Below are 26989 nucleotides of genomic sequence, written 5' to 3' on the forward strand. Positions count from 1 at the left end.
TATATAAATTATGTATACATCCTTACATCATATCTGTATCATGCATACGTTCATGCATATAATGATTAAGCTTCATAAACGGTTTTCTTATAAATAATCCAAGTGCAAGTGAACCGGCGACAAATATAAGAAGTTCTCCTATGTATATCGCATAATCTGCCGAATACATGCCGCTTATTGTCTCTCTCATAGCATTAATCGCATATGGGAACGGGAAGTAAATATATACTTTCTGGAAAAATACAGGAAGAAGTTCTATCGGATATGTTCCGCTTGAACCGGCTATCTGTATTACTACCATTACTACCGCAAGTGCTTTTCCTATATCACCAAATGACACTGTAAGTGTATATATAAGAAGTGTAAATACAAAACTTACGAAGCATGCTGCCAGCATAAACAATCCTTTATGCAGACACTGTATTTTCAAAAGATACAAATCTCCCAAAACCGTTATTACTGCCTGTACCTGACCAAGCACGAAGAATAACAGATATCTTCCAAAGAACAGCTCATGGCTTTTAGCCCCATTTGTCAGTTCATCTTTATCAGGGTGGACTTTGATAAGTGCTGTGAGAAGAAGTCCTCCAACCCACAATGCAAGTGTTGTATAAAATGGTGCAACAGCTGAGCCATAATTGGCTGTTTCATAAACCTGATGTGTTGATACTTTAACAGGTGAAGATAAGAATTCTCCATATGTAACAGGGTCCTGTGACAATGCCTTTGCAAGCATTTCAAATTTTTCATCACCATTAAGGCTGTCAAGCTTCTGCGTAAGGGTTGTTATTTTTTCTGTCATCCCTTTTATGATTATTCCTGTCTGGTCAAGCCCTATGTTCATTCCGTCAACAGTAGTCATAAGGCTTCCCATCATTGCAGATAAGCCGCTCATCTGCTGCGACATTTCCGTGAGTGATGTTCCTATTGAACTTATTGTTGTACCTATAACCGCACGCAGCGAATCAACACTCTTCCGGAGTGAATCCTGATATAATTTATCAAGTTCATCAATCTTTGTCTCACACTGTCCAAGAATTATCTTTAAAAGTTCCAATTTTGCATTTGTCATTTCTGCCGAATTGGAAACAAGAACTTTCGCCTGTTCAAGAAGTGCTTTTGTGACATTTTCAAGCTGTGTTATTGAGGCTACTGCTGCATTGATAACTTCATCATCCACAACACCTCCAAGCTGCTGTGAAATCTCCTGAAGCTGTCCTGCAAGCGTGTCATTTTGTGCCATAAGTGCATCAAGCAGATTTTGTGCACTGTTAATTCCTGCTATAATCTCATCGGTACCTGCATTATTCTGTACCGAATCAATCAGTTTATGTATCTGCTCTGACAGTTCCTTTGAAGTCTGTCTTATAAGCGATGACAACTCATCAATCTTCTGTATATACTCATCAGCCGCAGCAGATGTCTGCTCATGTATTTTCTGTGTTGTATCCGAACCATCAAGAAGTGCCTGCTGTACCTGCGGTATCTCATTTTTAACCTGATTAAGCGTACCCTGAAGTGCATTATTACTATTTACAAATGCTGTTATTGTTGTATTGTAACCCGAAAGATTGGAATTTAACTTTTTGAGGCTTTCCGTCACACCTGATAATATGTCTTTATCCTCAGATAAAATCCCATCTGTGCTACCCATTGCTGTCTGGACTACAGTATCAACAAACTGTGTATTAATATTTTCCTGAAGTGTTGATTTTCCGGACTGCGTAATCTTGCTCGCAACTGCATTTTTCTTTTCATTTTCATAATATGTAACTGACGGATGCACAAGTCCATTATCAATAAAATCAAACATATTCTTGCTGAAATCTTCACCAAGAACAATAGCTGCATAATATTTACCGCTCTTAACTCCATCAATTGCCTCATCATATGTTCCAAGTATCTGCCAGCCAAGACCTGTATTCTTTCTTAATGTATCAAGAACCTCTTCGCCCATATTTACATTTTTTCCGTCAGAATTTTTATATCCGGCATCCTGCGATACAACTGCTACTTTAATTGACGACGTATTGGCATACGGATCCCAGTTTGAATATATATTAAACCATGCATAAAGTGATGGAATTATGCACAAACCAACCGCTATAATAAGTGCAAATATATTCCTGGATAAGCCAACTAAATCATGCACAAATATTTTCAATACTCTTTTCATACATTCTCCATTTCAAATATTCTATTCTTTCTTAATAATCTTAATATGTTTCAGATTATACATCACAAAAATTTGTGCCGCAAGACATTGGTCAAAAAAAGCCATGCGGTACGTCGTGTATTCCACAACCGACATACTACACAGCTTCTTCATTTTTTATCTTAAATTTCCGGAAATCTATGATTCCATATGATGTCCAAGAAAATCTGATGCTACCATTACCATCTGTTTTTCCTGCTCACCAAATTGCTTCTTTCCATCTTTTGAAAGCATAATAACTGCACCGAGAACATCTCCATGACAGATTATCGGACTTATAATCTGCGAATTATATTCATTTTCAATTTCATCTGAAATATTGATATAATTTCTTTTATTGTCGTCAGACATGAAATTTTCCCTGTCATGCATAATCTGCTCAAGCTTGTCACTTACCGGCTTTTCTACAAGTTCTTTTTTTACTGTACCGGACATCGCTATTATCTGCTCTCTGTCAGATATACACACAACGTTGCCGGTCGTTCTTGCCAGCGACTCCGAATATTCCTTTGCACATTCCGCAAGTTCACCGAGCGGAGAATATTTTTTGAGAACAATCTCGCCCTCTTTATCCGTAAATATCTCCATAGGATCTGTTTCCCTGATTCTCAATGTCCTTCTTATCTCTTTCGGTATGACAATTCTTCCAAGCTCATCTATACGGCGAACAATCCCTGTTGCTTTCATATAATCCTCCAATCCAATATTTAAACAAGAGTGCATAATCACTCTTTTTTTGCTATATATTAGCTCTGGAGTTAGTATGTGGAAAAAGCCGAAAAATTATTCAATTTCAGCCAACGCATTATTTTGAATATGTGACTTTTTCGCCGTTCTCATCGTAATCAAACAATCCATCATTTTTTTCTTCCAATACTTTTATCAAATGATAAATACATTCGTTGTAAGGTGTCGCAATTCCAAGCTCTTTTCCCATTTTCATCAATGCTCCGGAAAACATGTCTATCTCCGTATGGCGTTTTGCATCCAGATCCTGCAATGTAGAATACCTCGCTGTTGGCGGAACTGCACTTCCATGTGACGATGTAGAATCGGCCTTATCAATATCAATTCCTTTTGCTTTTGCAATTGCTTCCAATTCTGCACGAAGCCCTTTTCTTACAGCATCTATATGAATACTGTCACGGTAACAGCCTACTCCTGCAGATATAACTGCCTGCAAAAGATTATTGCACACGTTAAGTCTGAATTTACTCCACATCTCTTCACGGATATATTCCGTGGCACGATAATGTATACCGCCACTCTCAAAAATTTCACTCACAGCCTTTACTCTGTCACTGTCAAAAGGTGCTTTAAGTTCACCGAAAATAATGCCAATTGTTGTTTCAGGGTCAAAATGATACCCATCATCCTCTTTATGTGATGCAACTTTTATAAGAGAATGTAATATTGGTTTCATGCCTGTTCTTGTAGAAATTATCTCCTCACTGTCAACTCCGTTCATAAGGCTCATCACAGTAGTTGTTCCGGATGTATTTTTACCGGCAATAGTATCAATGCTGTCAAGTGCTCCGTCAAGTGCTCCATATTTTAGAGCCACAATAAGCAGATCAACGCCTTTTGCCTCATCAGGTGTCCATACTTTTGGATGATAAACCTGCCCGTTAATTCCAATTCCGTCACGCTCAAGTCTTTCCTTACGGCTTCCCTCTGCAACAATTCCAAACTCAATATTTTTAACTTCTGAAAGCCCCCATATAATGTATGCACCAACTGCTCCTGCACCAAGAAGTGCCACAGATTTAATCTTCACTTTCAAACCTCCATAGCTGCCATTATACGCTATAATTTTTACTTACATATTCCTTAATTGCCTCGCTGTCCTCAGGCATACGGCATCCGACAATATACTCACCATCATTGTTTGAACATCTGATTACGCAGCCTTCAAGCGGCTTATCACCTATAACTGCAAAATCTTCCACTTCTGCTGTGATGTTTTTATTTTTCATGCTCTCAAATATATTATCATTAACTACAAACGCAAATCCATTTGCACTTATATTAACCATATGTCCATTGTATGAGTCTGCTCTTCCGTCAATTCTTATAACACATTTGTTATCAAATGGCATTCTTGGATATTTTCTTCTGTTATATACCTCAGGATTTGTCTGGATATTAAGCCTGTACTGCCCCTTTTCTGCCGGCTTTGAATTGCGTACCGCAATGTCTTTCCAACAGTATAATACATTTTCAACAACAATCTGGAGTCTGCAAAGCTGAGGCTTTCTAACGTCGTCCTGAACTATCCGGACATCTTTATCAAGCGTTACAAATATATCATTGTTCTTACATTCAACAACTTCACCGGTATATTCTTTTCTTCCGCTTATGTCTGTATTCAAAACAAGCGAAATCTTCATGCCGCTCTTTACATCCTGAACACCCATAAATCCGCCAACACCAAGTTCCTCCATAAGTTCGCCGACAACACTTTCAATATCCAATGCACTTTTAGCACTTAATTCATATTTGCTGAGCATTGTTTTTGTTGTCTGTTCAGCCTCATTAATACTCTGTGTCATAATATGCATAACTTCGCCAACATGATTCATATTTTCAGTAAGCGTTTTATTAGAGGATTCTACTTCTTTGACAGCACTGTCAACAATCCTAATATTTTCACCAAGCGTAGATGCGTCGTTGGTAATATCTGTCACACTCTTATTTACATATGCCATCTTATCAATATTAAGCTGTATTAACTTTACAGTTTCTGTTATTGACTCCATCATCTTCTCTGATGTTTCTTCAAGATGCGAAAGTGCTTCCATAATACTGTTAGATGACTCTTTTGTTCCACTGCTCAGATTTCTTATCTCATCAGCTACAACAGCAAAACCCTTTCCGGCTTCACCTGCTCTTGCTGCCTCAATTGAGGCATTGAGTGCAAGAAGGTTTGTCTGGCTTGAAATGCTTTCAATAGTACCTGTCTCTTCTTTTACACTGTTGAAATCCGCCTTGAAATCTTTAAGTATTTTTTCAACATCTTTTGAGAGAACCGCCATTTTATTGGTTACTTCAACAACTTCTTTTAATTCATTCTCACTTGTACTAGCATGCTCAACAGAAGCCCCGATAAGTGTGACAACTTCATTCATAAGGTCAGCAACATCCTTAACCTGTGTGTCAATAACCTTAGTCATCTCCACTGATGAAATTGTCTTATCATTAAGAATTTCATTATTTGAGGCAAGTGTTTTCATGTCTTTTACAACATTATCCGCACCTTCTTTATTCTCATCCGCAAGTTCTCTTACGACAGTAACACCGTCAACTATGGAATTGCTTGCATCCTTAACCTGTTCAACCGTCTTTACAACTCTTGCAAGATTTGCCTTAATCGAAGCCGTAAGTGCACCATCCGATTCAATAAGATGCTTAATAGAACTGTCAGTACAGAAAAAGCAGCACAGAATCATCGCAAACTGCAATGCACACTCCGCACTTGACACAAAATCCATCATGCCTTTTGCAAAACCGTTATACATATTGCTAGATATAAGAACAAACAAAGTCATCCACATCATAGACTTTATATACTTCGGATCTTTGTAAAGAATCATCATTGAAATCAAAGGCATTACGAACACAAATGTTATCTGACTAAGAGAAGTCCATGTTATAACGGCATAAAACAACAGATATCCTACTCCCAGGAACCACTTATACTTATTGCTGTCATTACCTCTTATAATCAGATATACCGCACCGCTTATATAAAGCAGCCATCCTGTTATTGTAAATGCAAGAAACCTGCTAAGTTCCACATCATCTGACGGAATCTTCACACCATAATAAACTGTTATAATCACTAATAAAATAAGCCATGTCAATCTGGCTCTCTTGTTTGCTTTAGCCCTGAAAAAGGACTCGTCGTACTCCTGCATACATTATCCTCCTGTTTCTCCGGTAAAATACCCCGTTTATTTAATTTCCATGTACAATAAAATTAAAAAACTCCAATATTCTCTCACACAAATATACTCAGTATATTAACACATATATTGGATTATGTAAAACAAAAGCACTCTTTTTGCAAGATGTTTTTCAAAAGTCATTTTTGAATTCATAAATCATTCAAGAATTTTTCCATCTGTTGAAATAGTCACAACCTGCCATGGAATAAATTTTCCACTGTTTTTTAAAGCCATTTTTGCTGCATATTCAAGTCCGCCACAGCATGGAACTTCCATTCTCACAACTGTCACACTTGCAATATTGTTATTTGCAATAATCTCTGTCAGTTTTTCACTATAATCAACTGCATCAAGCTTAGGACAGCCTATAAGAGTAATCCTTCCACTCATAAAATCGCTGTGCATATTAGCATAAGCATAAGCCGTGCAATCAGCTGCAATCAGAAGATTTGCATTATTAAAATATGGTGCACGAACAGGAACGAGCTTTATCTGACAAGGCCACTGTCCAAGCTGCGACTGTGATATGCCTGAACTACAACATGCATTTTCACAGTTATCAGATACTTCTTTCTGCTCTTTTTCTTTTTGTGCTTTATTGGCAATAACTGCCTGCTCATCATATGCAGCCGCTTCTCTTTGCACAAATGTTATAGCTCCTGTCGGACATTCAGGCAGACAATCTCCTAGTCCGTCACAGTAATCATCCCGTAAAAGTTTTGCCTTGCCATCGACAAGACCTATCGCACCTTCATGACATGCATTGACACATGCACCACATCCGTTACATTTATCTTCATCAATATGAATAATTTTTCTAATCATGATATATTTCCTTCTTTCTTGTTTTTGTGAATTAAGCATACTATAATGGCTATAATAATTACGTTGTTATAACCACATTTGAAAAATAAAAGGAGTTTTTATGCAAATACCATCATTGCCTCTGTTTGCAAATATCAATGAAAACGAATGGAATTATCTTAGAGAACATAATATGTTAAAATTATCATCATATGCAAAAAATGACATAATTTTTCATATGGATGAACTTATAGATGAAATAGGAATAGTTATCTCAGGAATTGTAACAATTGAGAGTATTGACCTGTGGGGAAATAAATCCATTCTCAGCAATATTGCTTGTGGTCACGTTTTTGCAGAAACTTACTGCTTCTGTCGTGAACCACTTCAGGTCGAAGTTATCTCTGCCAGCAATACCGAGATTCTTTTCCTTAATATCAGCAGACTGTTTACGCAATCAGATAACAACAACATTGCAAAAACACTCTCACAAAAAATCACAGGTAATATGCTCACCATTTCCATGCACAAAAACCTTATTTTATCAAACCGCATTTTTTGTACATCTCCCAAAACAGTCAGAAGCCGCCTGCTCATTTTTTTATCAAATGAATCAAGAAGAGCCGGCAGCTCTGATTTTACAATACACTATGACCGCCAACAGCTCGCCGATTATCTTAATGTTGACCGCACTGCACTCTCCAAAGAACTTAGTAAAATGCGTGACGATGGTCTGATTTCATTTAAGAAAAATCAATTTTCAATAAAATCGCCGCTTCATGAACAGCCTTTATTCCATTAACACTTTACCAATATATAATGATATACCGGGCTCAAATCTTGTTCCCTCCATGTACTTTATATCACTAATAATCTTTTCCGGTGTTTCACCCCTCATAACATGCCTGTCTGCATAATCTGCCACCGACAGGATTCTTGCAAGCACCGGTATTTCATTACCTTTAAGTCCTTCCACAAAGCCGGTTCCATCAAAATATTCACGGTGATACTTTACCGCCTGTGCAACATTAATTGTATCTTCAACCTGAAGCGTACTTAAAATCTCATATCCTTTTGTAACATATGTCTGATATACTGTATATTCATCATCCGTAAGGCTGTCTTTACGTATCAGTCTGTCCGGTATTCCCACCATGCCTATCTCATGCAGCAAGCCTGCACTATATGCATATTCGCACATCTTTTCATCAAGCTTCTTCATCTGTGCAATCTGCCTGCAATACCCGGCAACCCTCACACAATGTTCCTTTTCTCCCGAAATCTTTGCATCAAGAGCATTAGTCATAGTATCCATAATTCTCATAGACATTGCATGAAGATGTTTATTTTCTTCTTCTATACGGATTTGCAGAATCTGCTTTCTTCTTCTTTTATCAACCCAGTACTTCTGAATAGCATACATAAGACAATATGAAATCAATATAATACACACATAAATATATGGAAACCTCAATGTAACATTATCACCATATATATGTCTTACTGACATCTTCCCATATGTCCTTGAACATATAAGAATGATTACCGAACATATTATATTGATAAAAAAACTATTACGTATTCCAAGTATAAATACCGCCACCGATGAAAAAAACAGTGGAAAAAATACGCTGAAATATCCGATACACGCATGGTAATATACAAAGAATACCGGGATTGCAATTATAATAAAAGCAGCAACATCAACCCATGTCCGGTAATTCTTACGTGAGACTGCAATATTTAATAAAAGCATTAAAATAATAGAAAATAATGCCATAATATAATCCGTGTCCACTCCATATATCAGCCCATTAGGAATACTTACAATCCATATAAAACAGAATACTATCTTCATCCATAATGCAAGATGTTCATCCTCATACCGGCACATTAATATATCAATAAAACCTGTACGTGTGTCTGTAAATTTTGCTTTGGTATCTCCCATATATTACAATATTATCCTGCCTTCCTTTATCAATTCGACAACAACCTGTGCAACATCTGCATCAAACTGTGTACCTGCCCCTTTTTCAAACTCACTGATTATATAATCTTTATCGCAATGTCTTCTGTAACATCTGTTGGAACTCATAGCATCTAATGAATCCGCAGCACTGATTATCCTTACAATATCCGGAATCTTATCACCTTTAATTCCATACGGATATCCTTTTCCATCAAATCTCTCATGATGATAAGCTGCTCCCATATCAGCCTGTGGAAGAAATTCAAGTCCTGCCAAAATCTCTTTACCCCATATCGTATGCTTCTTCATAAGCTCGTACTCTCCATCTGTCAACCTTGAAGGCTTGTTAAGCACTGCATCAGGAACCGCTATCTTTCCTATATCATGAAGAAGAGCACTCCTGTATATAATATCAATCTCTTCTTTTGTATAAGTCCTGCTCTTCATATTTTGTGCAATAAGTTCCGAATACTGTGCCACCCTCTTTGAATGCTGCTGTGTATACCCATCCTTTTCATCAAGCATACGGCTGATTGCCGTAACAGAATTAATCATCAGGACTTTCGTTCCCGCTACAGCTGACTGAACTTCTTTTTCAAGCTCATGCTCGTCATCAGCCTGTCTCATCTGATAATTCTTGTAGAATATATCCACGGTAATTACAACCAGACAGAATCCCCAGTAAAAAACAGGATAGAAAAAACGGTAATCCCTGCCATATTCATAATTAAATATATTGCCAAGCGGCGTCCAGAACGAAATTGTAATATATAGTCCATATATAACACACACAGGAACACCAAACTTCATTCCCAGTAAAATAAGTGTAATAACAGGAAGCAAAAGATACCATAATAAAGAAAATCCATCATTGGCTCCCATGAATATAATTGGCACAGCAAGAACCAGCAGAATAACTGCCGCAATCCTGCATACTCTGTATACATTCTTAAAATAATCTAATGCCCATACTGCCACCAGCGACACAGCTGCCACAAAAAATGTAGCTGCACCTATAATATACTTGCCGAGTCTTATATTCTCGACATCAATAAGAATCATGACAATTGCAAATACTGCCATAATCTTCTGAAGTGTTGCCGTATCAACCTTTACGGACTTCTCATAGGCATATACTCGTTTTACTGTATCAAACGCTTCTGATAGTAATTTCATTAAACTTCACCCTGTCATCTTGTAAGTTAAAATTGTAATTCAATTCTATAGGTATTATATCATATGTATATTTTAATGTAAACAATTTATTTGCAGCATATAGTTCGACATTTTTCAACATTTTATACAAATTTGTTGAAAATAATAGTTAGAACCCTTATAATTATAGTGCATATGATTTATGAATTTATTTTATCTAATAGGAGTATTTTATATGGATTATGATGAAAAATTATTTAAAGCCAAGGCCAATATAAAAGCCCGGAGAATATGGCTTGTATTCGCCCTTCTTCTCACTGCGAACTATGGTTCCGATGTATCTTCCGGTCTTTATCCGGTAAATAATTATATTATTTTTGTTATTTTGTGCTGGATACCTTTCTTTATTGGCGAAATTCTTCTTCGCATAAAAGGTAAAGATACAGATATATATAAGTATAATCTGGTAATCGGATATGGCATTTTTTATACATTTTTATTATGTACTACTGAATCACCAATCGCTTTTACTTACATACTTCCTGTTACAAGCCTTCTTGTTTTATACAAGCAGCGTAAATTCATGGTTTACTGTGGAATAGCCAATACTGCCAGCATAATATTCAGTGCATTCTACAGAGCCATGTTACTTGGATGCACAAGTGCTTCAGATATGAAAAACTACCAGCTTCAGGTATCATGTATCGTTTTGTGCTATATATGTTATGTAATGTCAATCAAACATCTCAACGAATCGGATGGTGCATTGACAGACAGCATTAAGGCTGATTTACAGCGTGTTGTAACAACTGTAGAAAAAGTAAAAACAGCAAGCAATACTATCATGGACGGCATCACTGTTGTACGTGAACTTGCTTCAGAAAACAAACATGGTTCAGATCTCGTACTTGATGGTCTCAACGAACTTACCGACAACAACAAACAGCTCCAGAACCACGCCTCGTCTTCACTTGATATGACTACTGACATTAATTCCCAGGTTGAAAATGTTGCGGGACTCATCAATGAGATGGTATCTCTTACAGCTGAATCAGGTTCCCATGCCCAGACAAGTTCAACCGACCTTGAGAGTCTTGTAAAGACATCAAAAACAATGTCAGAATTATCAAACGATGTTGAAAATATTCTCACTGAATTTAAGAATGAATTTGAGACCGTTAAAGAAGAAACAAGCACTATTGATAATATTTCAAGCCAGACCAACCTTCTTGCTCTCAACGCTTCAATAGAAGCCGCAAGAGCAGGTGAAGCCGGCAAAGGATTTGCCGTCGTCGCTGAACAGATTCGTACTCTCAGTACAGAAACCAAGTCATCTTCAGGGCAGATACAGGACGCACTTACACGTCTCTCAGAAATATCTGACAAGATGATGACCTCAATAGAACAGACAATCAAACTTATACAGGTTACTCTTGAAAAAGTTACTCTTACCGGTCAGAATGTTAATAAAATTAACGAAGATTCCGGCAAACTCGGTGAACATATCTCTGTAATCAATACAGCTATGAAAGAAGTTGAATCTTCAAATCATCAGCTTGTCGATAACATGGAAAAAGTATATAACATTGTCGATACAATGACAGGCTTCATCAATGAATCTGATGAAACAAGCAAGCGAATGGTAAGTAAATACGAAGAAAGTGCTTCAAATATCGATAACATTGAAGAAATAATCCAGGGTCTTATGTGTGAACTTGGCATCGGCGGTTTCATGGGAATTGACGACATCAAGCCCGGCATGAAACTGAGCCTATTTATTGATTCCGAAAATGGTAACATTAATGAATATCACGGTGAACTCCTTGAACAGAACAGTAACAGCATAAAGGTACGCCTTGATAATTCAATTAATGTAGCAAAAAATACACCTTGTAAAGTACAGGTAACTGTTGGTAACGTTCTTTACTGCTGGGATAAAGCTGCAATTAATCCTACATCAGGATTAACTGCCGGCAGCAGTTCAACTAATACATTAACAATAACGATAACTACACGTCCTAGTATTGTAAACAGACGTAAATATCCTCGTCTTGATATATCTAACAGATGTACTATTACAGTTAAAAAGACTGGTACGACTTACTCCGGAAAGCTTGACAACATCAGTGCTAACGGATTTGCTTTCCTTGCTGATAATTCATTCTTTGCAGACAGCAAGGGCTCTGAAATCTCTGTGCAGATTGAAAACTTCGACCTTCCTGACAACTCCGTTCTTGAAGGTAAAATCATTCGTTCATCAGACAATGACGGCATGTATATCGTAGGCTGCCAGATGCCTGCTGACAATCTGGCAATTAAAGATTACGTTGAAAAACATTTAAAATAAAATCTTGTTTAAAAAGAACAAATCCTGCTCTTACAGGCAGTGATTTGTTCTTTTTTTGTAAAAACTATTACACTTGTTATTTTTCTAACAATTTTATTTCATTTTTATTATTATGAGAAAATTTTTCACTTCTTTTATAAAATTTTATTCAATTATATTTGACAAGTTAAATATTTATTTATAAAATCAAATTATGCGGGATTTTCACAGTGCGTAGCAGCCCCACATTATTAAATTTAGATTGGAGAAGAATATGGGAATATTTACAGGTAAAACAGCCATCATTACAGGTGGCGGAAAAGCAAAATCAATCGGATATGGCATCGCTACAGCATATGCCAAAGAAGGTGCAAATCTTGTTCTTACAGGACGTAACGAACAAAAACTTATCGACCTGCAGGAAGAGCTTAAAAGCTGTTCCTGCAGGTCGTTTCGGTGATCCTGAACAGGACATCGGACGCGTATGCGTACATCTTGGTTCACCTGATTTCAAATATATGTCAGGCGAAACTATCACGCTTGAAGGCGGACTCGGTCAGAGACCTTAATAACAGTAACAATAACCGTAATTAATCATAATAATAACCGGTTAAATCGAAAAACACCGTACCACATACTTGTGATACGGTGTTTTTCACATTTCAAATAATTACAAAATACATTTTTGTATTATTTTACTTATCTTCTTTTTTCTTCTTTGAAGAAACTGCAACATATACGATACCTGCAACGGCAATTACCATAACGATAATTAAAGGAACAAGAACTTTCATTACTCTGTCACCTGTATCAGGTGTTGTAATTGATGTGTCACTTCCTGCCGGTATATCTGTTCCGTTATCAGCAGCATTTGTATATTTAAGGAAGTTGCCTAAGTTGATTGAACCATCTTCATTTCTCTGAACTGCTTCAATTCCACCAAGGAGATAATCCTTGAATTCAGCAAGACTTACAAAGTTAGCTGCTGTAAGTTCAACACCATCAGCATTAACAGATTTACCTGTTTCTTTGTCATATAAGAAATTGCTTGATGATTTAATCATATTCATAATATCAGCTTCTGCATCTTTTTCTGTTGATGTAAGAGCTGCAAGTGTTTCCTCATTTTCCCATGAGTTATCTGCAAATGACTTGAAGTTTTCAACTACAAACTGTGCAGTTGCACCTGTATATGTGTGAAGTTCAAGGTTTGAACCTCCGTTGTTGTAACCTGTACAGTTAATGTACTCGCCCATTGGGTCACTGTTGTTTGTGAAACCGTTAGCTGCATTACCAAATGAGTAGCTGTTGTAAATCTTATGATTTACGGCGATACCGCTGCCGCCCATCTTGAAGCCGTTACCGTCACCCTTTGTCTTAACGAGCTTGCCATCTTCAATTACATAACCATTAGCATAACATACTGAATCATAGATTTCTACTTCACCGATTGCACCAGTACCGCTCTTTGAGAATAAATCCCAACCATCATCTGCGTTATATGCAGCTACGCAGTACTTAAATACGTTACCAACACCACATGTAAGCTTTGCAGCAAATCCATCGGCATTATTGTCTGACTTATCTCTGTTGTTGTAAGCATTACAGCTTATAATCTGGTTGTATGAAGGCCAGTCTTTCTGTTCTGTAGCACCATCAGTTCTTGAAATTGAAAGACCTGAATTAGTATGTCCTGCAAAATCACAGTTCTTTAATATATTATGATTACCACCGACTCTTACGCCGCCGCCGTTAAGGAATTTAATTCCCTCAACATACCAGTAATCACCAGAAACATCAAATGTATTTCCTGTAGCTTTACCATCATTACCTGCAAAATCAAATACTACATCTTCTGTATTATCAGGGTCAGCCACAAGCATCTTCATATCTTTAGATGTACCATTGTTATATTTCTTAATAGCTACAGATGATGAAAGGTTATATGTGCCACCCTTTACATATATAGCCTGACCTGCCTGACAGAATGTAAGAGCTGTCTGAATATCAAGTGGATTCTCGACTGTACCATTACCTGACTTGCTGCCGTCAGCAGAGACATAAAGCGGTGTTTCTACTGCTGCATATATTTTTCTTACTACTGTATTGTTCTGTGTAATAGTATCCTTAGGATTAATATTCTGGGTTGCATCAGGCTCAAACTGAATCTGGAACTTGTTATTGCCTACTGTAAGTTTTGTAGGATATGAATATGTACCAGCTTCAACTACCTGCTGGCTTGCAAGTGTCTTTCCATCCTGCTTTACAGTAAGAAGACCCTTTGTATTAACTGTCACTTTGTATTCATAATCTTCATCTGCTGTCTCTCTTAATGAAGCCTGTGTTACAGTAGGTTTTGTTGCATTTACAGGTGCAAATGTCTGTGGTGCATCAGCCTCTCTTGATGTAATCTTAACATCAATATCATTTGAATTTACTTCAATCTTAGCTCCACGGGATGCCATAAAACCTAAGTACATCTTATTGCCTTCAATCTTTTCAAATGTGTCAGCAGGAAGATACCATGTCTTACTTCCGTCAATTTTGTTTACTGCATTTCCGGCTTCATCTAACATTGTAGCATATACGCCTGTATTATCTTTTTTAAGTGTAAGTGTAAATGTCTTAGGAGCAGCTTCTGTTACTTTCTCAGATTTACCCTTATTTACAAGTGTATAATTTACTTTTCCGCTTGCATCGTCTGCTGAAGCAACGCCGTATCTTCCGAATACATTAAACGCACCATAATATCCGCCGACCGACATTGCATTAGAACAGTAAATTGATGAATCTCCGTCAGGTCCGATAGAATCTCTTACCATAATACCGAAACCTTCCTGATTATCAGCTGATTTCTTTGTTATAAAGTAATCAACTTTTATCTTTGCTGTAATTTCAAAATTATCTTTTGTAGGGTCAAGTACTGTATAATAATATGATATACCATCCTGTCCATCATCGGTACACTTACCTACGCCCTCTTTAGCTTCTACAGTAATTGTCTTTGAACCATCTTCATTGTCCGTTACAGTTGCTTTTTCTGCATTTGCTGTAGACTGTCCGAATGTTACTGCATTCCACTCAAGGTCATTATATTTGTAATCAATCTTATCTCTTACAGCTGCTGTAAATTCTGTAGAAAGTGCTTTGCCATCAACTTCAGCACTTACAACAATCTTATATTCGCCTGCTTCGTCTTTGTTAAATGCTGATGAATCTACCTTAGGTGATTCAACTTTAACTTTTTCTTCGCTGTCATATACAGCGTATACCTGAAGACCGTCAGCTGAGAAATCCTCACCCTTTAAATATGTTGTCTTATCAGGAATCTTTGTAACTTCAAGTGACTGAACTGTTCTCTCTATAACTTCAAGAGTATACTCGGCTGTCTTTCCACCATATGTAACTACATATGTATACTTACCTGTCTTTGTTGTATCAAGAGCATCACCCTTTGCCTCAACAGCAAATCCTGCTGACAATACTTTTGATGAACCGTCAGAATATTCTGCTGTTACCAAAACACCGTCTCTGTAAGCATCTACATCATAAACAACATCTTTATAAAATGTTGTTCTGTTTGGACCAGCAAGTTCAATCTTAGTAACCTTTGCATCAGAAACATTTACATCAAATTTATATTCTTTTGTAACATCTCCGTGTGTATGTGCGATTGTTACCTGTGTCTTGCCTGCCTTAGAAAAATTATAAGAAACAGTTGTATCTGCATCACCTGCGGCAATCAGATCCTGTAATTTCTTAGTCACACCACTGTTATATACAACATTTCCTTCAAGACCTGTAAGGTCAATACTCTCATCTAAGAGATAATCTGTCTTGATTGGATTGTAATCAACTTTAATATCTGTAACTACTTCTTTTATTACTTTTACAGGAATTTCAATCTTTGTACCAAAGTAATCAAGCACAATCTTACCGCTATCTGTTATCTCTGAAAAATCAGGTACTTCTATACGGCAGTCTTTTGCTGTGATTGTCTTTTCAACACCACCGAGTGTTACATTTGCCGAAAATCCTGCAAGGTCAATATCATTGTATGTATTTCCCTGGATATACTCCTGTTTTGAAGGCTTAGTAACATCTTTTACAACTACATCTGAATTAGTATCTGTAACTGTAAGTGTTGTATCCTTAAATGTTGCCTTAGCCAATCTTGATGTAAATACACCAACATACATTGCGTCGCCTGTGAATATCTCAGAAGCTTTTCCTTCTTTGTATACAACTCCATCCTTTGAAAGGATTAAGCTGTCACCGATTTTCTGGATTGCAAGGTCATATGTCTTGCCGGTTTCAACTGTAGGCTGTGTTTCTGTAGCCTTACCAAATGCACTAAATGTATCATTTGCTATACGATAACTTGCTGCAAATACATCTGTCTTAGTAACTTCACCTATAAAAGCACTGTTTAATGGGTCAACATCTTTTGAATTTTCATGCTCGCCAACAGCTGCTCTTGCCATAAGACCCATAGCCTGCTGATTTGTAACAGCAAATGAATCTACTGTCATCTTTGTTGTGATAGTAAAATCTTTGCCATTTTCAATTTTGTAATAAAGGAAATCAATTCCTTCATTCTTAGATGCTATCTTACCCTTTTTTCCTGATGATTCAAGTGTAACACTGCCATCTGAATTCTCTTTAATTGTATTATTTGCAACGGCTGTACTGTTACCAAAAACGGACCATGTCCAGCCCTTCCATGTTCCGTCAGCCACTTCTTTGCCGCCTTCAAAAGCTGTTGCGGCGTTTGCTTTCTGAATGAGCATGCTTGTAGGCATAACAGAAAGCACCATGAGTGCTGCAAGAACTAAAGACAATACTTTCTTGCCTTTTTTGAACTTCATAACTCTTTCCTCCTTTTTTATACATTCCCCAAAAAAATGCAATAACGCACTCAATTGTACATGATGCACAACTTTCATGCGTATGACTATTATTTCAAGAAATATTGTGCATAGATTGTACTATATAATCTGATATCAGACCACTCATTTTTTTATTCCAAACCTCTAAAGTACAGTTTTTTTATCCTTTTACAAAAATCTTTTGCAAATTATCTATTTCTTTTTGTTATTTCTATATTAAAAATGCTTCCCGAACACAACAAAAAATGATGCACACGCTTTACCCCTAAGCATGTGCATCATTTTTAATTTTCACGTTCTAAACAAACCCACAATACGTATTTTCAATTTCAAGAATTTAACTTCTCTTTCTTGAACGAGCCTGTGCAAATAATACATACGCTGCACCAAGCATTGCTGCTACCATTAATGACATCATCATTACAACTGCCATCATACCCATATCACCTGTATTTGGTGATGAACCTTCTGCAGCTGGTTTTTCTGCTTCAGGTGCTGCTGGCTGATTATTATCTGTGTTGCCAGGTGTTGGTTCTGGGTCTGGTGTTGAAGGTGTAAGCTTATCAATAACAGCCTCTTCCATTACATGTCCGCAGACTGTACATTCTTTGTGCTTGCTTCCTGCTTCTTCTTCTGTTGCTTCCTTGTCTACTATCCACTCACCTGCTGTATGTAATGCCTTAATATCAATTTTTGCAGCGTCTTCTGCTGTAAGAATTGTAACGCCTTCTGCTCTTGCTGATGTATCAACTGCTGTTCCATCAGGTGTATGTGTATTATATTCATAATAATGAGCATCTTTTACTTTTGCATTCATATCTTTGTAAGCAACAGGATCAATCATATTTGCAGACTCAACTTCTGTGTTAAGCCATGTAACTGTTCCTGCTCCCCATGCACGTGCAAGAATATTCTTTGACGTAGCTTTGAGACCAGTTGATGATGTTGTAACAATCTTACAATTGTTAAATATATATCCATGCTTACCCTTTGCCTTAGAAGCAACAATGTAACTTGCTACTGCTTCCTTATCGCTGTAGCTGTACATGCTTAATGTACATTCGTCAAATACAGGATTACCGTCACCACAGATATAATCAGTAGTTCCCTCAATTACACAGTTTTTAAAATATGAAACTTCCTGTGCATCACCTGTATAAACTGTATCCTGACTGCTAAGGAACTTACAATCCTTATATTCTGTATCATCAGCCTGGATATAGATAACTGCCGCTCTCTCTTTAGCTGCTTTAGAACGAACATCAATATTTTCTGTTGTTCTGGCCGTACATGCAGGAGCTACATTCTTATCTGCACCATCTGCAAGTTCTTCCTGTGTGAGATATCTGTTAAGAGAATTTTCAAATGTAATATTCTCAGCTTTGAATCCCTTTGCATTTGCAAAAAGATTTACCGTTGAACCCCAATGTCCCGGATTCTGCTCAACTGCTGTCTTATAATATTTATCAACTGCCCATGCTTCATCATAATATGAACCATTTTTTCCATCAGTTGTTTTCTTTGCACTATAATAAGAGAATCCAACGCCATAATACCATGTGATTGTTGAACCACTCTCTTTTGCACTCTTAATTGTTATATTAGGAGTATCTACTATTACCTGCTCTCTGTATAAATCATCAGTAAGGACAACTGTTACTCTCTCATCCTTACTTCTTTCCATTCTTGCAATATACTTAACTGCATCTGCAATCTTTTCAAACTTCTGACCTGCACCTACCTTAACTTCTGCTTCATAAGCAACTGCTGATGTATCTTCAGGTGCATTAAGATATACGTCATTAGACACTGCTGTATTACCAACACTTACATGATCATATGCTGTATATCCTTCACATTCAACAGATGTCTCATATTCACCTGCACGAAGCTTTACACTATATGATTTTCCTGAAACATCAAAAGTATATGTGTAATCAGGAGTATCCATATTCTTAAATGTTATCTTTGTTACATTAGCATTCTTCTTATCAGAAGTAACAAATGAACCTTTAACATCAACAACCGGCTTCTTTGATGCATTAATTGCAACATCTGAATATTTGCCTTCGGCCTTATTAATTTTTTCTGTTACTTCATAATCATCTGCATTTTTAATTACAACTGCATAATCCTTATCAGGAACAATATATTCCTGTGCATATGTATAATTACCATCAGCTGTCTTTGTAAGTGATAATGTTACTGTATCAAGGGATGTATCATCAGGTACTAATTCTACAGCAACATCACCTTTTAATGCAGCATCAGGCACTCCTGTAAATGTACCTGCTACTGTGGCTACAGGTGCTTCAACAGCTTTAAAATTAACTTCTGCTGTCGCTGAATTACCTGTAAGGGTAAATTTATTAGCATCATTTGTATCATCAACTTTAGAGCCTGCCTTTGTAATTACTGCAACATAATTAGTATTACCGGCTATTCTCTTTAATACTGCTGTATACTTTCCTGAAGCATCAATATCAGCAATAACAACTGCTGCTTTATCATTATCAAGATTCTTGAACTTAATGCTCTTAACTCCTCTTTGTACAGCATTTTCAACTGTACCGCTTACTGTGACAGAATTAATCGGATTATATTCATCAATTGTAATAGTCTTTGCTTTAATATCACCATTAGAAACTAATGCAAGATATTTCTTTCCTTCAACTGTTCTGATATAATCGTCAATATCGTCAACTGTAACAGTTGTACCCTTTGATGACATTGCAACATTATATGTAGTATCTTTAGTATTATCACCAAAAATTACAAGTCTGTCCGGCTTATCACCATTACAAGTCATTGTAACAGTGGCCTTTGTTGTATCATCCTTAATCGGAAAATATAATACATTTCCGTTACGGAATCTTAATGTTCCATCATTACTTACTCCTGAACCTGCTGTCTTTCCTAAAATAATTCCATAATTATCCGGAAGAACTGCTCCTACAGTTGTAACATTACTCCACTTTCCTGACTTAGTGAAGTCATACGTAGTTGTTGTCTTTGTAATCTCAGGTTCTGCAGCTTTTACACTTAAAAGCCCTGTCAGACCTGAAGGCATTGCTGTCACCGCAAGCAATGCTGTAAGAACAACAGCCATAACTCTTTTTAATGAACGAAATTTCATTAATAAAGCCCTCGCTTTCCCTTTTTTTTACATAGCTTTTACAAAGCTTTTGTAATGACAAGGCTATCACACTTATACCAGGTGTTCTACCTATTTTTAGAGGAAGTTAGTATTGATTACAGTTTTTTTTAGGTTTATAATATAATATATTACAAAGCAACAAAAAAAGCTGTTATATAATTTGGTCATTTTAAACAAAACAATTAAGAGCACTCTGTGCAATTTTCCAAAGTCAGCACAGAAGCCGCATTTTACATTTATAGAATAAAAGGAGGACTTATGGCTTCACCAAACAGATTTGAAATATCCGAACAGACACATGGTGCTAATTTTGCAATGTATAACTTTCATTCCCATTCATGGTATGAAATTTTTTATCTGCAATCCGGGCAATGCACTTTTTATATACAGGACAAGACATATCTGATGAAAAAAGGCGATATTGCAGTTATTCCTCCTGATATTTTGCACAAAACAGCATACCTTGCAGAAGTAAATAAAAGATTATGCATAGAATTTTCCGCAAACTACATACAACCTGTTATTTCCATGTTTGGAAATGAAACTCTTGACAGCCGGCTATTTACAGTTCTTCATAATAGTACAGAAAACACGGCTTTTCTTGATTCGCTTATCCTTAATATGATAAATGAATATAAGCAGCGTGATTATATAAGTCCTGCATTTTTAAATGTTTATTTTCAGGAATTTATACTGCGTCTCATGCGTGGAAGTATCCCGCTTGACGGACGCACGATTGATTTTAATAACTCAAGCAATACAATGCAGCTTGCCGTTGATTATATTAATGAAAATTTTCAGAGCCGGCTCACACTCTCAGATATTGCAGAACGTTTTCACCTGAATCCGTCATATTTTTCAAAGAGATTTAAGACGGTAATCGGAACCGGCTTTAAAGAATACATCAATAATCTTCGTATAACAAAATCAGAAAAAATGCTGCTTGAGACTAATAAAAATATTACAGAAATTGCGTTTGAATGTGGATTTGAAAACAGTAATTATTACGGAGATTCATTTAAACAAAAAAATGGTGTTTCACCTACCGAGTACCGGAAACTTAAAGGAAATATCAAATAAAAATATACGATTTTATTCTTGACACATTACTTCTGCAATGATAATATTTTACAAAACATGGTTCATGAATAATCTTTTTTGAACCGAATATAATTAAATATGACTGTTATTTTATTATCAATATCAGGGAGTAGTCCACATCTTAATTAATATAGATGTTGTGCCGTTCGTCATCCCGCTGCTTACAGCCGGTCGGCACACTTATGGTGACAAGACTTTTATTGCATATGTATATATGATGTATAACTATTGTATACATCTATGTATTTGTGCAATAAAAGTCTTTTTTTATACTCTTTTTTGATATGTAATAAAAATGTAACTTGCAGCCATAGCCGCAAAGAAAGGAGTTTTATGAAAACAAAAAATTATTGGTCCCTTGCATCTGCTGATATTATCAGTGAACTTGGCTCAGGTCCGGACGGACTTAGCAGTAATCGTGCCAGACAGCTCCTGCTTGAAAAAGGAGAAAATGTACTTGACGAACAGAAACCCGACAGCATTATAAAAGTGTTTTTCAGCCAGTTTTGTGACCTTTTAATAGTAATACTGCTTATCGCAGCACTTATTTCTATGTTTTCAGGTAATATTGAAAGTACAATTGTAATATTTCTGGTTCTCATAATGAATGCGGTATTAGGAACAATCCAGCATGTCAAAGCACAGCGTTCACTTGAAAGCCTGAAACAGCTCTCATCACCTTCGGCAAAAGTCATACGTGATGGCAGTGTAATTGAAATTCATTCAAAAGACATAGTTCCCGGCGATATTATAATGCTTGAAGCCGGTGACTTAATCGTTGCCGACTGCCGTATCATAGAAAGTTTTTCCCTGCAGGTAAATGAAAGTGCTCTCACAGGTGAATCTGCCAATGTTGACAAATTTAATGATATCCTCGGTAATGACACGCCTCTTGCCGACCGCACAAACATGGTCTATTCTGGCAGTCTGGTAACATACGGAAGAGCCAGAGTAATCGTTACATCAACCGGCATGGATACTGAAATCGGAAATATCGCAGGTCTTATGAATTCAGTTAAAGAAAGAAAAACTCCTCTTCAGGTCAGCCTTGATGATTTCAGCAAAAAACTTGCCATAATGATTATGATTATATGTGGACTGGTATTTGCCTTATGTCTTGTGCGTAAAATGCCTATGCTCGATTCAATGATGTTCGCTGTTGCACTTGCAGTTGCTGCTATTCCTGAAGCATTAAGTTCTATCGTTACAATCGTCCAGGCTATGGGAACACGCAAAATGGCAAAAGAAAATGCAATTATTAAACAATTAAAAGCTGTTGAAAGTCTTGGCTGTGTATCCGTAATATGCTCCGATAAAACAGGCACACTTACACAGAATAAAATGACTGTGCAGAATATCTACATCAACTCCGAAGAAATATCACCTGAACAGCTTGACATTTCCCTGCCGCTTCACCGGTATCTTCTTTATGATGCAATACTTACAAACGATTCATGCATAACCGATGGCAAATGTATTGGAGATCCTACTGAATCGGCACTCCTTGAAATGTTAAAAAAAGTACCTTTTGACGGTACTGACAACTCATTTAATGAAAATCACATACGCAATCACATGCAGCGTATTGAAGAACTGCCATTTGACTCTGTAAGAAAACTGATGAGCACCAAATACTATATTCACAATGTTCCTACTGTTCTCACAAAAGGTGCAGTGGATGTACTGTTAGACCGCTGCAGCTTTATACGTGATAATGATGGCGTCCGCAAAATAAATAGCAGCGATATAGATTCTATAAAACAGCAAAATGAAGTTTTCTCAAGAAAAGGCCAGCGTGTCCTTGCTTTTGCATACAAAGAATGCCATGAGCCACTTAATTTTGAGAATGAAAATGACTTTATTTTTATCGGTCTTATATCGATGATTGACCCGCCACGTCCAGAGGCAGTTCAGGCGGTAAAAGATGCACGCCGTGCCGGAATAATGCCAGTTATGATTACCGGCGACCATAAAATAACTGCCTCTGCAATCGCCGAAGCTATCGGAATATTCAGGCAGGGGGACATTGCTGTAACAGGAAGCGAGCTTGATTCAATGAGCGATGAAGAACTTGATTCAAAGCTTGAAAAAATAAGTGTATATGCCCGTGTATCACCTGAAAACAAAATTCGTATTGTTGAAAGATGGCAGAACAAAGGTCGTATTGTTTCAATGACCGGCGATGGCGTAAACGATGCACCGGCACTTAAAAAGGCTGATGTTGGTGTTGCCATGGGAATTACAGGTACAGAAGTTTCCAAAGATGCATCCGACATGATTCTTGCTGATGATAATTTTGCAACTATTATAAAAGCAGTGACAAACGGCAGATGTGTTTACCGCAATATCCGCAATGCAATACTGTTTCTTTTATCAGGAAACATGGCAGCCATACTCGCTGTACTGTATACATCAATTGCCGGTCTTCCTGTTCCTTTTGCTCCTGTACAGCTTCTGTTCATTAATCTGCTCACAGATTCGCTTCCGGCAATCGCAATTGGAATGGAACCGGTTGACGACTCACTGCTTGATGAAAAACCGCGTGATCCTTCACAGGGAATACTCACAAAATCATTCCTTTTCAGGATTATCGGTCAGGGATTTCTTATTGCAATCGCAGTAATGACAGCTTATTATATGGGATACAACAATTCCGTTTTTGCACAGGGTGCACAAACAGCAGCCAATCCCGCACTTGCAATGACTATGGCATTTGCAACGCTTACTCTTGCAAGACTTTTTCATGGTTTTAACTGCCGCACTGACAAACCAATTTCAAAAGCAGGACTTTTCTCGAATATTTACAGCGTAAGTGCTTTTTGTGCCGGTGTATGCCTGCTCATCATGGTATTAGCCATCCCGTTTCTGGGAACACTGTTTTCTGCTGTAACCCTTTCAAAGATGCAGCTGCTTCAAATTATAATTCTTGCTTTTGTTCCTACAATGACCATACAGATTTTAAAATCTGTCTCATATATGATTAAAAATCACTGATAAAAACAGGACTGTTGCTTTGATTGATTTAAAACAATCACAACAACAGTCCCATTCTTTTTCAATTCTTTTTCAATTCTTCTTTAATTTACACATTAAGATGTGACAAAAATGCTTTTGTTCTCTCATTTTTTGGATTACCGATTACTTCCTCGGCACTACCCTGCTCGACAATAACTCCACCATCCATAAATATTACCCTGTCTGCAACTTTTCTCGCAAAGTCGATTTCATGTGTAACTATAACCATTGTCATCTTCTCTGCGGCAAGGTCTTTTAATACTTTAAGAATTCCGGCTGTTATTTCCGGGTCAAGTGCCGATGTAGGCTCATCAAAAAACAGAATCTGCGGATTCATTGCCAGTGCCCTTGCAATGGCGACTCTTTGCTGCTGGCCTCCTGATAACTGGCTCGGATAACTGTCCTCTTTACTCTCAAGTCCCACTTTTTTAAGAAGTGCTCTTGCTGTCTTTTCTGCTTCTTCCTTTGACTTTCCCTGAACATGTACAGGTGCATCAATAATATTTTTCAATACTGTATAATGTGGAAAAAGATTGAAATTCTGAAACACAAGACCAAACTGGCTCTTCACTTCAAGCATTTCTTTCTTGCCAACATATGAAGTGTTCTCATCAGGTTTATTTGTTGTGGCATATTTTCCCCCATAACAAAGAGTTCCTTTATCCATTGTTTCAAGAAGTGTGGCACATCTTAAAAATGTTGATTTTCCTGAACCTGAAGGTCCGATTATCGCCACTACTTCACCTTTATTAACATCTAACGAAATATCTTTAAGCACTTCAAGCCCGCCAAAGCTTTTCTGCACATTTTTCATTTCAAGCAGCTTCATATACTCATCCTTCCCGTGCATTTACACAATACACATCTTAAATAATCACAAATAATCTTAATACTTCATTTTGTTTTCAAGTTTCTCCATGCCATATGCAACTACAAAGTTAAATATGTAATAGAAAAGACCTGCAACAAAAAGTGGCATAATGCTTGTCTGTGCCGCCGCAATCTGTTTTGCAAGTGTAAACATTTCTGTGTATGCAAGTGCAAATGCAAGCGATGTATCTTTTACAAGTGTAATTACTTCATTTGTAACTGGTGGAAGCACAATTTTTACCATCTGCGGAAAAATAATTCGTACAAATGTCTGTGTTCTTGAATAGCCAAGAACTGCTGCTGCCTCATACTGGCCTTTTGGAACCGCTTCTATTCCCGAGCGGTAAATCTCTGCAAAATATGCCGCATAATTAAGTGAAAATCCTATAATTACAGCGTAAAACCTGTAACTGTTAGAAAGTGACATTCCGAAAAGATAATACGGTCCGAAAAATACTACAAGAAGCTGCAGCATAAGCGGCGTGCCACGCATAATTGAAATATATATTCTTGCTATCCAGTTAAGTACTTTTAACTTTGAACGTCTTATAAATGTAATAACAAGTCCAAGCGGAAGTGAGAATATAAGTGTAAGCACAAATATACCAAGTGATGCAAGCATTCCTGATAAAAGCTGTCTTAATATATCAAGCATATTGTCTAAAAATCCGGTTTTTTCTTTAACAGTATCCTCCGCTTTCATAACAGAATCTGTTCCCGGCTGTCCAAGACATGCAGACTCCTCAAGTCCCCATTTCTGAACAATTGAATCAAACGAGCCATCAGCAAGCATCTCTTCAAGTGTTTCCTGAACCTGATTTCTTAACTGCGTATTGCCCTTCTTAAAGCCGACACCATATTCCTCGCTTGAAACATGCTCGTTAAGAATTGTAAATGTATCACCACGCGACTCAACTTCATACTTTGCAACACCTATATCCATACATACCGCATCTGCAGAACCGGCATCAAGATTAAGAAATGCACTGTTGTAATCTCCAACCTGCTGAAGCGACTTAAAACTTGCTGCAAGCCTGATATTTTCCTCGTCGGCATCTTCTCCTGTAAATGCTGCAAGTGCCGATGAATCAGACTGTACTATAACATTTTTACCTGCAAGATCAGAAAGCTTTGTTATTCCTGAATTTTTCTTTACAACCACAACCTGTGAATTGTCTACATAAGCAGTTGACCACGTATATTCCTTTTCACGTCCGTCCATTGTAAAACCGTTCCAGATACAGTCAATCATACCTGAATTAAGTTCCATATCCTTGCTTTCCCATTCAATAGGCTGCTTTACAAGTGTCCAACCATTTCTTGAACATACCTCTGCTGCAAGGTCAAGGTCAAATCCGACATACTCTCCGCTGTCATCTTTGTATCCATACGGCGGAAATTCCGCATCAAAACCTACCGTAAATGTATCCCCGCTGTTTTTTGCCACGTTACTGTCATTCTTTTTACTGCCGCAGCCGGTAATCACACCTGCCATTACAGCTACAAGAGCCGCAGCCATAATAAGTTTTTTCAAAATC

16 protein-coding genes and 1 pseudogene are annotated in these 26989 nt (G+C 37.2%); 5 read left to right on the forward strand and 12 right to left on the reverse strand.

The features are described 5' to 3' along the window. Positions 1–22: 22 nt before the first annotated feature. The 5 genes from H8S01_RS02225 to H8S01_RS02245 form a co-directional block, all read right to left on the reverse strand. Positions 23–2176, reverse strand: a complete 2154-nt coding sequence (locus tag H8S01_RS02225; protein ID WP_021865221.1) for a YhgE/Pip domain-containing protein — start codon at positions 2174–2176, stop codon at positions 23–25. Between the two features lie 177 nt (positions 2177–2353). Next, positions 2354–2902, reverse strand: coding sequence for a stage V sporulation protein T (spoVT, locus tag H8S01_RS02230; RefSeq protein WP_186836019.1), 549 nt, complete (start codon positions 2900–2902; stop codon positions 2354–2356). A gap of 118 nt (positions 2903–3020) precedes the next feature. Beyond that, positions 3021–3992, reverse strand: coding sequence for a ketopantoate reductase family protein (locus H8S01_RS02235; protein WP_186836020.1), 972 nt, complete (start codon positions 3990–3992; stop codon positions 3021–3023). A gap of 22 nt (positions 3993–4014) precedes the next feature. Continuing rightward, entirely contained in the window at positions 4015–6132 is a 2118-nt protein-coding gene (locus tag H8S01_RS02240) for a methyl-accepting chemotaxis protein (protein WP_186836021.1), read from the reverse strand. A 186-nt stretch (positions 6133–6318) separates the two neighbouring features. Next, positions 6319–6987 (reverse strand): ATP-binding protein, encoded by a 669-nt coding sequence (locus H8S01_RS02245; protein ID WP_186836022.1) that lies wholly within the window; start codon positions 6985–6987, stop codon positions 6319–6321. A gap of 100 nt (positions 6988–7087) precedes the next feature. Between H8S01_RS02245 and H8S01_RS02250 the strand changes: the two genes are divergently transcribed. Further along, the gene (locus tag H8S01_RS02250; RefSeq protein ID WP_186836023.1) at positions 7088–7768 is read left to right on the forward strand and encodes a Crp/Fnr family transcriptional regulator; all 681 of its coding nucleotides are present in this window, start codon (positions 7088–7090) and stop codon (positions 7766–7768) included. Here the strand turns inward: H8S01_RS02250 and H8S01_RS02255 are convergent. After that, the gene (locus H8S01_RS02255; RefSeq protein WP_186836024.1) at positions 7757–8917 is read right to left on the reverse strand and encodes an HD-GYP domain-containing protein; all 1161 of its coding nucleotides are present in this window, start codon (positions 8915–8917) and stop codon (positions 7757–7759) included. The two genes, H8S01_RS02250 and H8S01_RS02255, sit on opposite strands and share 12 nt — an antisense overlap. 3 nt (positions 8918–8920) lie before the next feature. Then, entirely contained in the window at positions 8921–10114 is a 1194-nt protein-coding gene (locus H8S01_RS02260) for an HD-GYP domain-containing protein (protein ID WP_186836025.1), read from the reverse strand. Positions 10115–10328: 214 nt separating this feature from the next. Here H8S01_RS02260 and H8S01_RS02265 point away from each other — a divergent pair, with 214 nt between their 5' ends. Together H8S01_RS02265 and H8S01_RS14520 are read left to right on the forward strand one after the other, a co-directional pair. Beyond that, positions 10329–12440, forward strand: a complete 2112-nt coding sequence (locus H8S01_RS02265; RefSeq protein ID WP_186836026.1) for a methyl-accepting chemotaxis protein — start codon at positions 10329–10331, stop codon at positions 12438–12440. 253 nt (positions 12441–12693) lie between these two features. Then, positions 12694–12879: an SDR family NAD(P)-dependent oxidoreductase gene (locus tag H8S01_RS14520; protein WP_330605458.1), complete on the forward strand. Its 186-nt coding sequence runs from the start codon at positions 12694–12696 to the stop codon at positions 12877–12879. 235 nt (positions 12880–13114) lie between these two features. On the opposite strand, the gene H8S01_RS02275 is transcribed toward H8S01_RS14520, so the two are convergent. Together H8S01_RS02275 and H8S01_RS02280 are read right to left on the reverse strand one after the other, a co-directional pair. Then, positions 13115–17287 (reverse strand): bacterial Ig-like domain-containing protein, encoded by a 4173-nt coding sequence (locus tag H8S01_RS02275; RefSeq protein ID WP_186836027.1) that lies wholly within the window; start codon positions 17285–17287, stop codon positions 13115–13117. A 358-nt stretch (positions 17288–17645) separates the two neighbouring features. Next, positions 17646–20444 carry a pectinesterase family protein gene (locus H8S01_RS02280; protein ID WP_186836028.1) on the reverse strand — a complete coding sequence of 933 codons (2799 nt, stop codon included), beginning with the start codon at positions 20442–20444 and terminating at the stop codon, positions 17646–17648. Between the two features lie 279 nt (positions 20445–20723). Between H8S01_RS02280 and H8S01_RS02285 the strand changes: the two genes are divergently transcribed. Together H8S01_RS02285 and H8S01_RS02290 are read left to right on the forward strand one after the other, a co-directional pair. Beyond that, on the forward strand, positions 20724–21545 hold the full coding sequence (locus H8S01_RS02285) for an AraC family transcriptional regulator (RefSeq protein WP_186836029.1): 822 nt from the start codon (positions 20724–20726) through the stop codon (positions 21543–21545). A 354-nt stretch (positions 21546–21899) separates the two neighbouring features. Then, entirely contained in the window at positions 21900–24560 is a 2661-nt protein-coding gene (locus H8S01_RS02290) for a cation-translocating P-type ATPase (protein ID WP_186836030.1), read from the forward strand. An 88-nt stretch (positions 24561–24648) separates the two neighbouring features. Here the strand turns inward: H8S01_RS02290 and H8S01_RS02295 are convergent, their stop codons facing one another. From H8S01_RS02295 to H8S01_RS14410, 3 genes and pseudogenes are all read right to left on the reverse strand, one after another. Continuing rightward, positions 24649–25410 (reverse strand): amino acid ABC transporter ATP-binding protein, encoded by a 762-nt coding sequence (locus tag H8S01_RS02295; protein ID WP_279287859.1) that lies wholly within the window; start codon positions 25408–25410, stop codon positions 24649–24651. A gap of 57 nt (positions 25411–25467) precedes the next feature. Continuing rightward, positions 25468–26106: an amino acid ABC transporter permease gene (locus H8S01_RS14405; protein WP_243204187.1), complete on the reverse strand. Its 639-nt coding sequence runs from the start codon at positions 26104–26106 to the stop codon at positions 25468–25470. Between the two features lie 105 nt (positions 26107–26211). Further along, a pseudogene (locus tag H8S01_RS14410) lies at positions 26212–26970 on the reverse strand (amino acid ABC transporter substrate-binding protein); the annotation flags it as partial. Positions 26971–26989 lie beyond the last annotated feature (19 nt).

This window comes from Lachnospira hominis (ex Liu et al. 2021) (assembly GCF_014287955.1).
In the GTDB taxonomy this organism is placed as follows: domain Bacteria; phylum Bacillota; class Clostridia; order Lachnospirales; family Lachnospiraceae; genus Lachnospira; species Lachnospira hominis.

What these genes read in the sequence shown, in the direction of transcription:
- H8S01_RS02225 (WP_021865221.1), bottom strand. Translation starts at nt 2,176, where the DNA reads ATGAAAAGAGTATTGAAAATATTTGTGCATGATTTAGTTGGCTTATCC.
- spoVT (WP_186836019.1), bottom strand. Translation starts at nt 2,902, where the DNA reads ATGAAAGCAACAGGGATTGTTCGCCGTATAGATGAGCTTGGAAGAATT.
- H8S01_RS02240 (WP_186836021.1), bottom strand. Translation starts at nt 6,132, where the DNA reads ATGCAGGAGTACGACGAGTCCTTTTTCAGGGCTAAAGCAAACAAGAGA.
- H8S01_RS02245 (WP_186836022.1), bottom strand. Translation starts at nt 6,987, where the DNA reads ATGATTAGAAAAATTATTCATATTGATGAAGATAAATGTAACGGATGT.
- H8S01_RS02250 (WP_186836023.1), top strand. Translation starts at nt 7,088, where the DNA reads ATGCAAATACCATCATTGCCTCTGTTTGCAAATATCAATGAAAACGAA.
- H8S01_RS02255 (WP_186836024.1), bottom strand. Translation starts at nt 8,917, where the DNA reads ATGGGAGATACCAAAGCAAAATTTACAGACACACGTACAGGTTTTATT.
- H8S01_RS02260 (WP_186836025.1), bottom strand. Translation starts at nt 10,114, where the DNA reads ATGAAATTACTATCAGAAGCGTTTGATACAGTAAAACGAGTATATGCC.
- H8S01_RS02265 (WP_186836026.1), top strand. Translation starts at nt 10,329, where the DNA reads ATGGATTATGATGAAAAATTATTTAAAGCCAAGGCCAATATAAAAGCC.
- H8S01_RS14520 (WP_330605458.1), top strand. Translation starts at nt 12,694, where the DNA reads ATGGGAATATTTACAGGTAAAACAGCCATCATTACAGGTGGCGGAAAA.
- H8S01_RS02275 (WP_186836027.1), bottom strand. Translation starts at nt 17,287, where the DNA reads ATGAAGTTCAAAAAAGGCAAGAAAGTATTGTCTTTAGTTCTTGCAGCA.
- H8S01_RS02280 (WP_186836028.1), bottom strand. Translation starts at nt 20,444, where the DNA reads ATGAAATTTCGTTCATTAAAAAGAGTTATGGCTGTTGTTCTTACAGCA.
- H8S01_RS02285 (WP_186836029.1), top strand. Translation starts at nt 20,724, where the DNA reads ATGGCTTCACCAAACAGATTTGAAATATCCGAACAGACACATGGTGCT.
- H8S01_RS02290 (WP_186836030.1), top strand. Translation starts at nt 21,900, where the DNA reads ATGAAAACAAAAAATTATTGGTCCCTTGCATCTGCTGATATTATCAGT.
- H8S01_RS02295 (WP_279287859.1), bottom strand. Translation starts at nt 25,410, where the DNA reads ATGAAGCTGCTTGAAATGAAAAATGTGCAGAAAAGCTTTGGCGGGCTT.
- H8S01_RS14405 (WP_243204187.1), bottom strand. Translation starts at nt 26,106, where the DNA reads ATGCTTGATATATTAAGACAGCTTTTATCAGGAATGCTTGCATCACTT.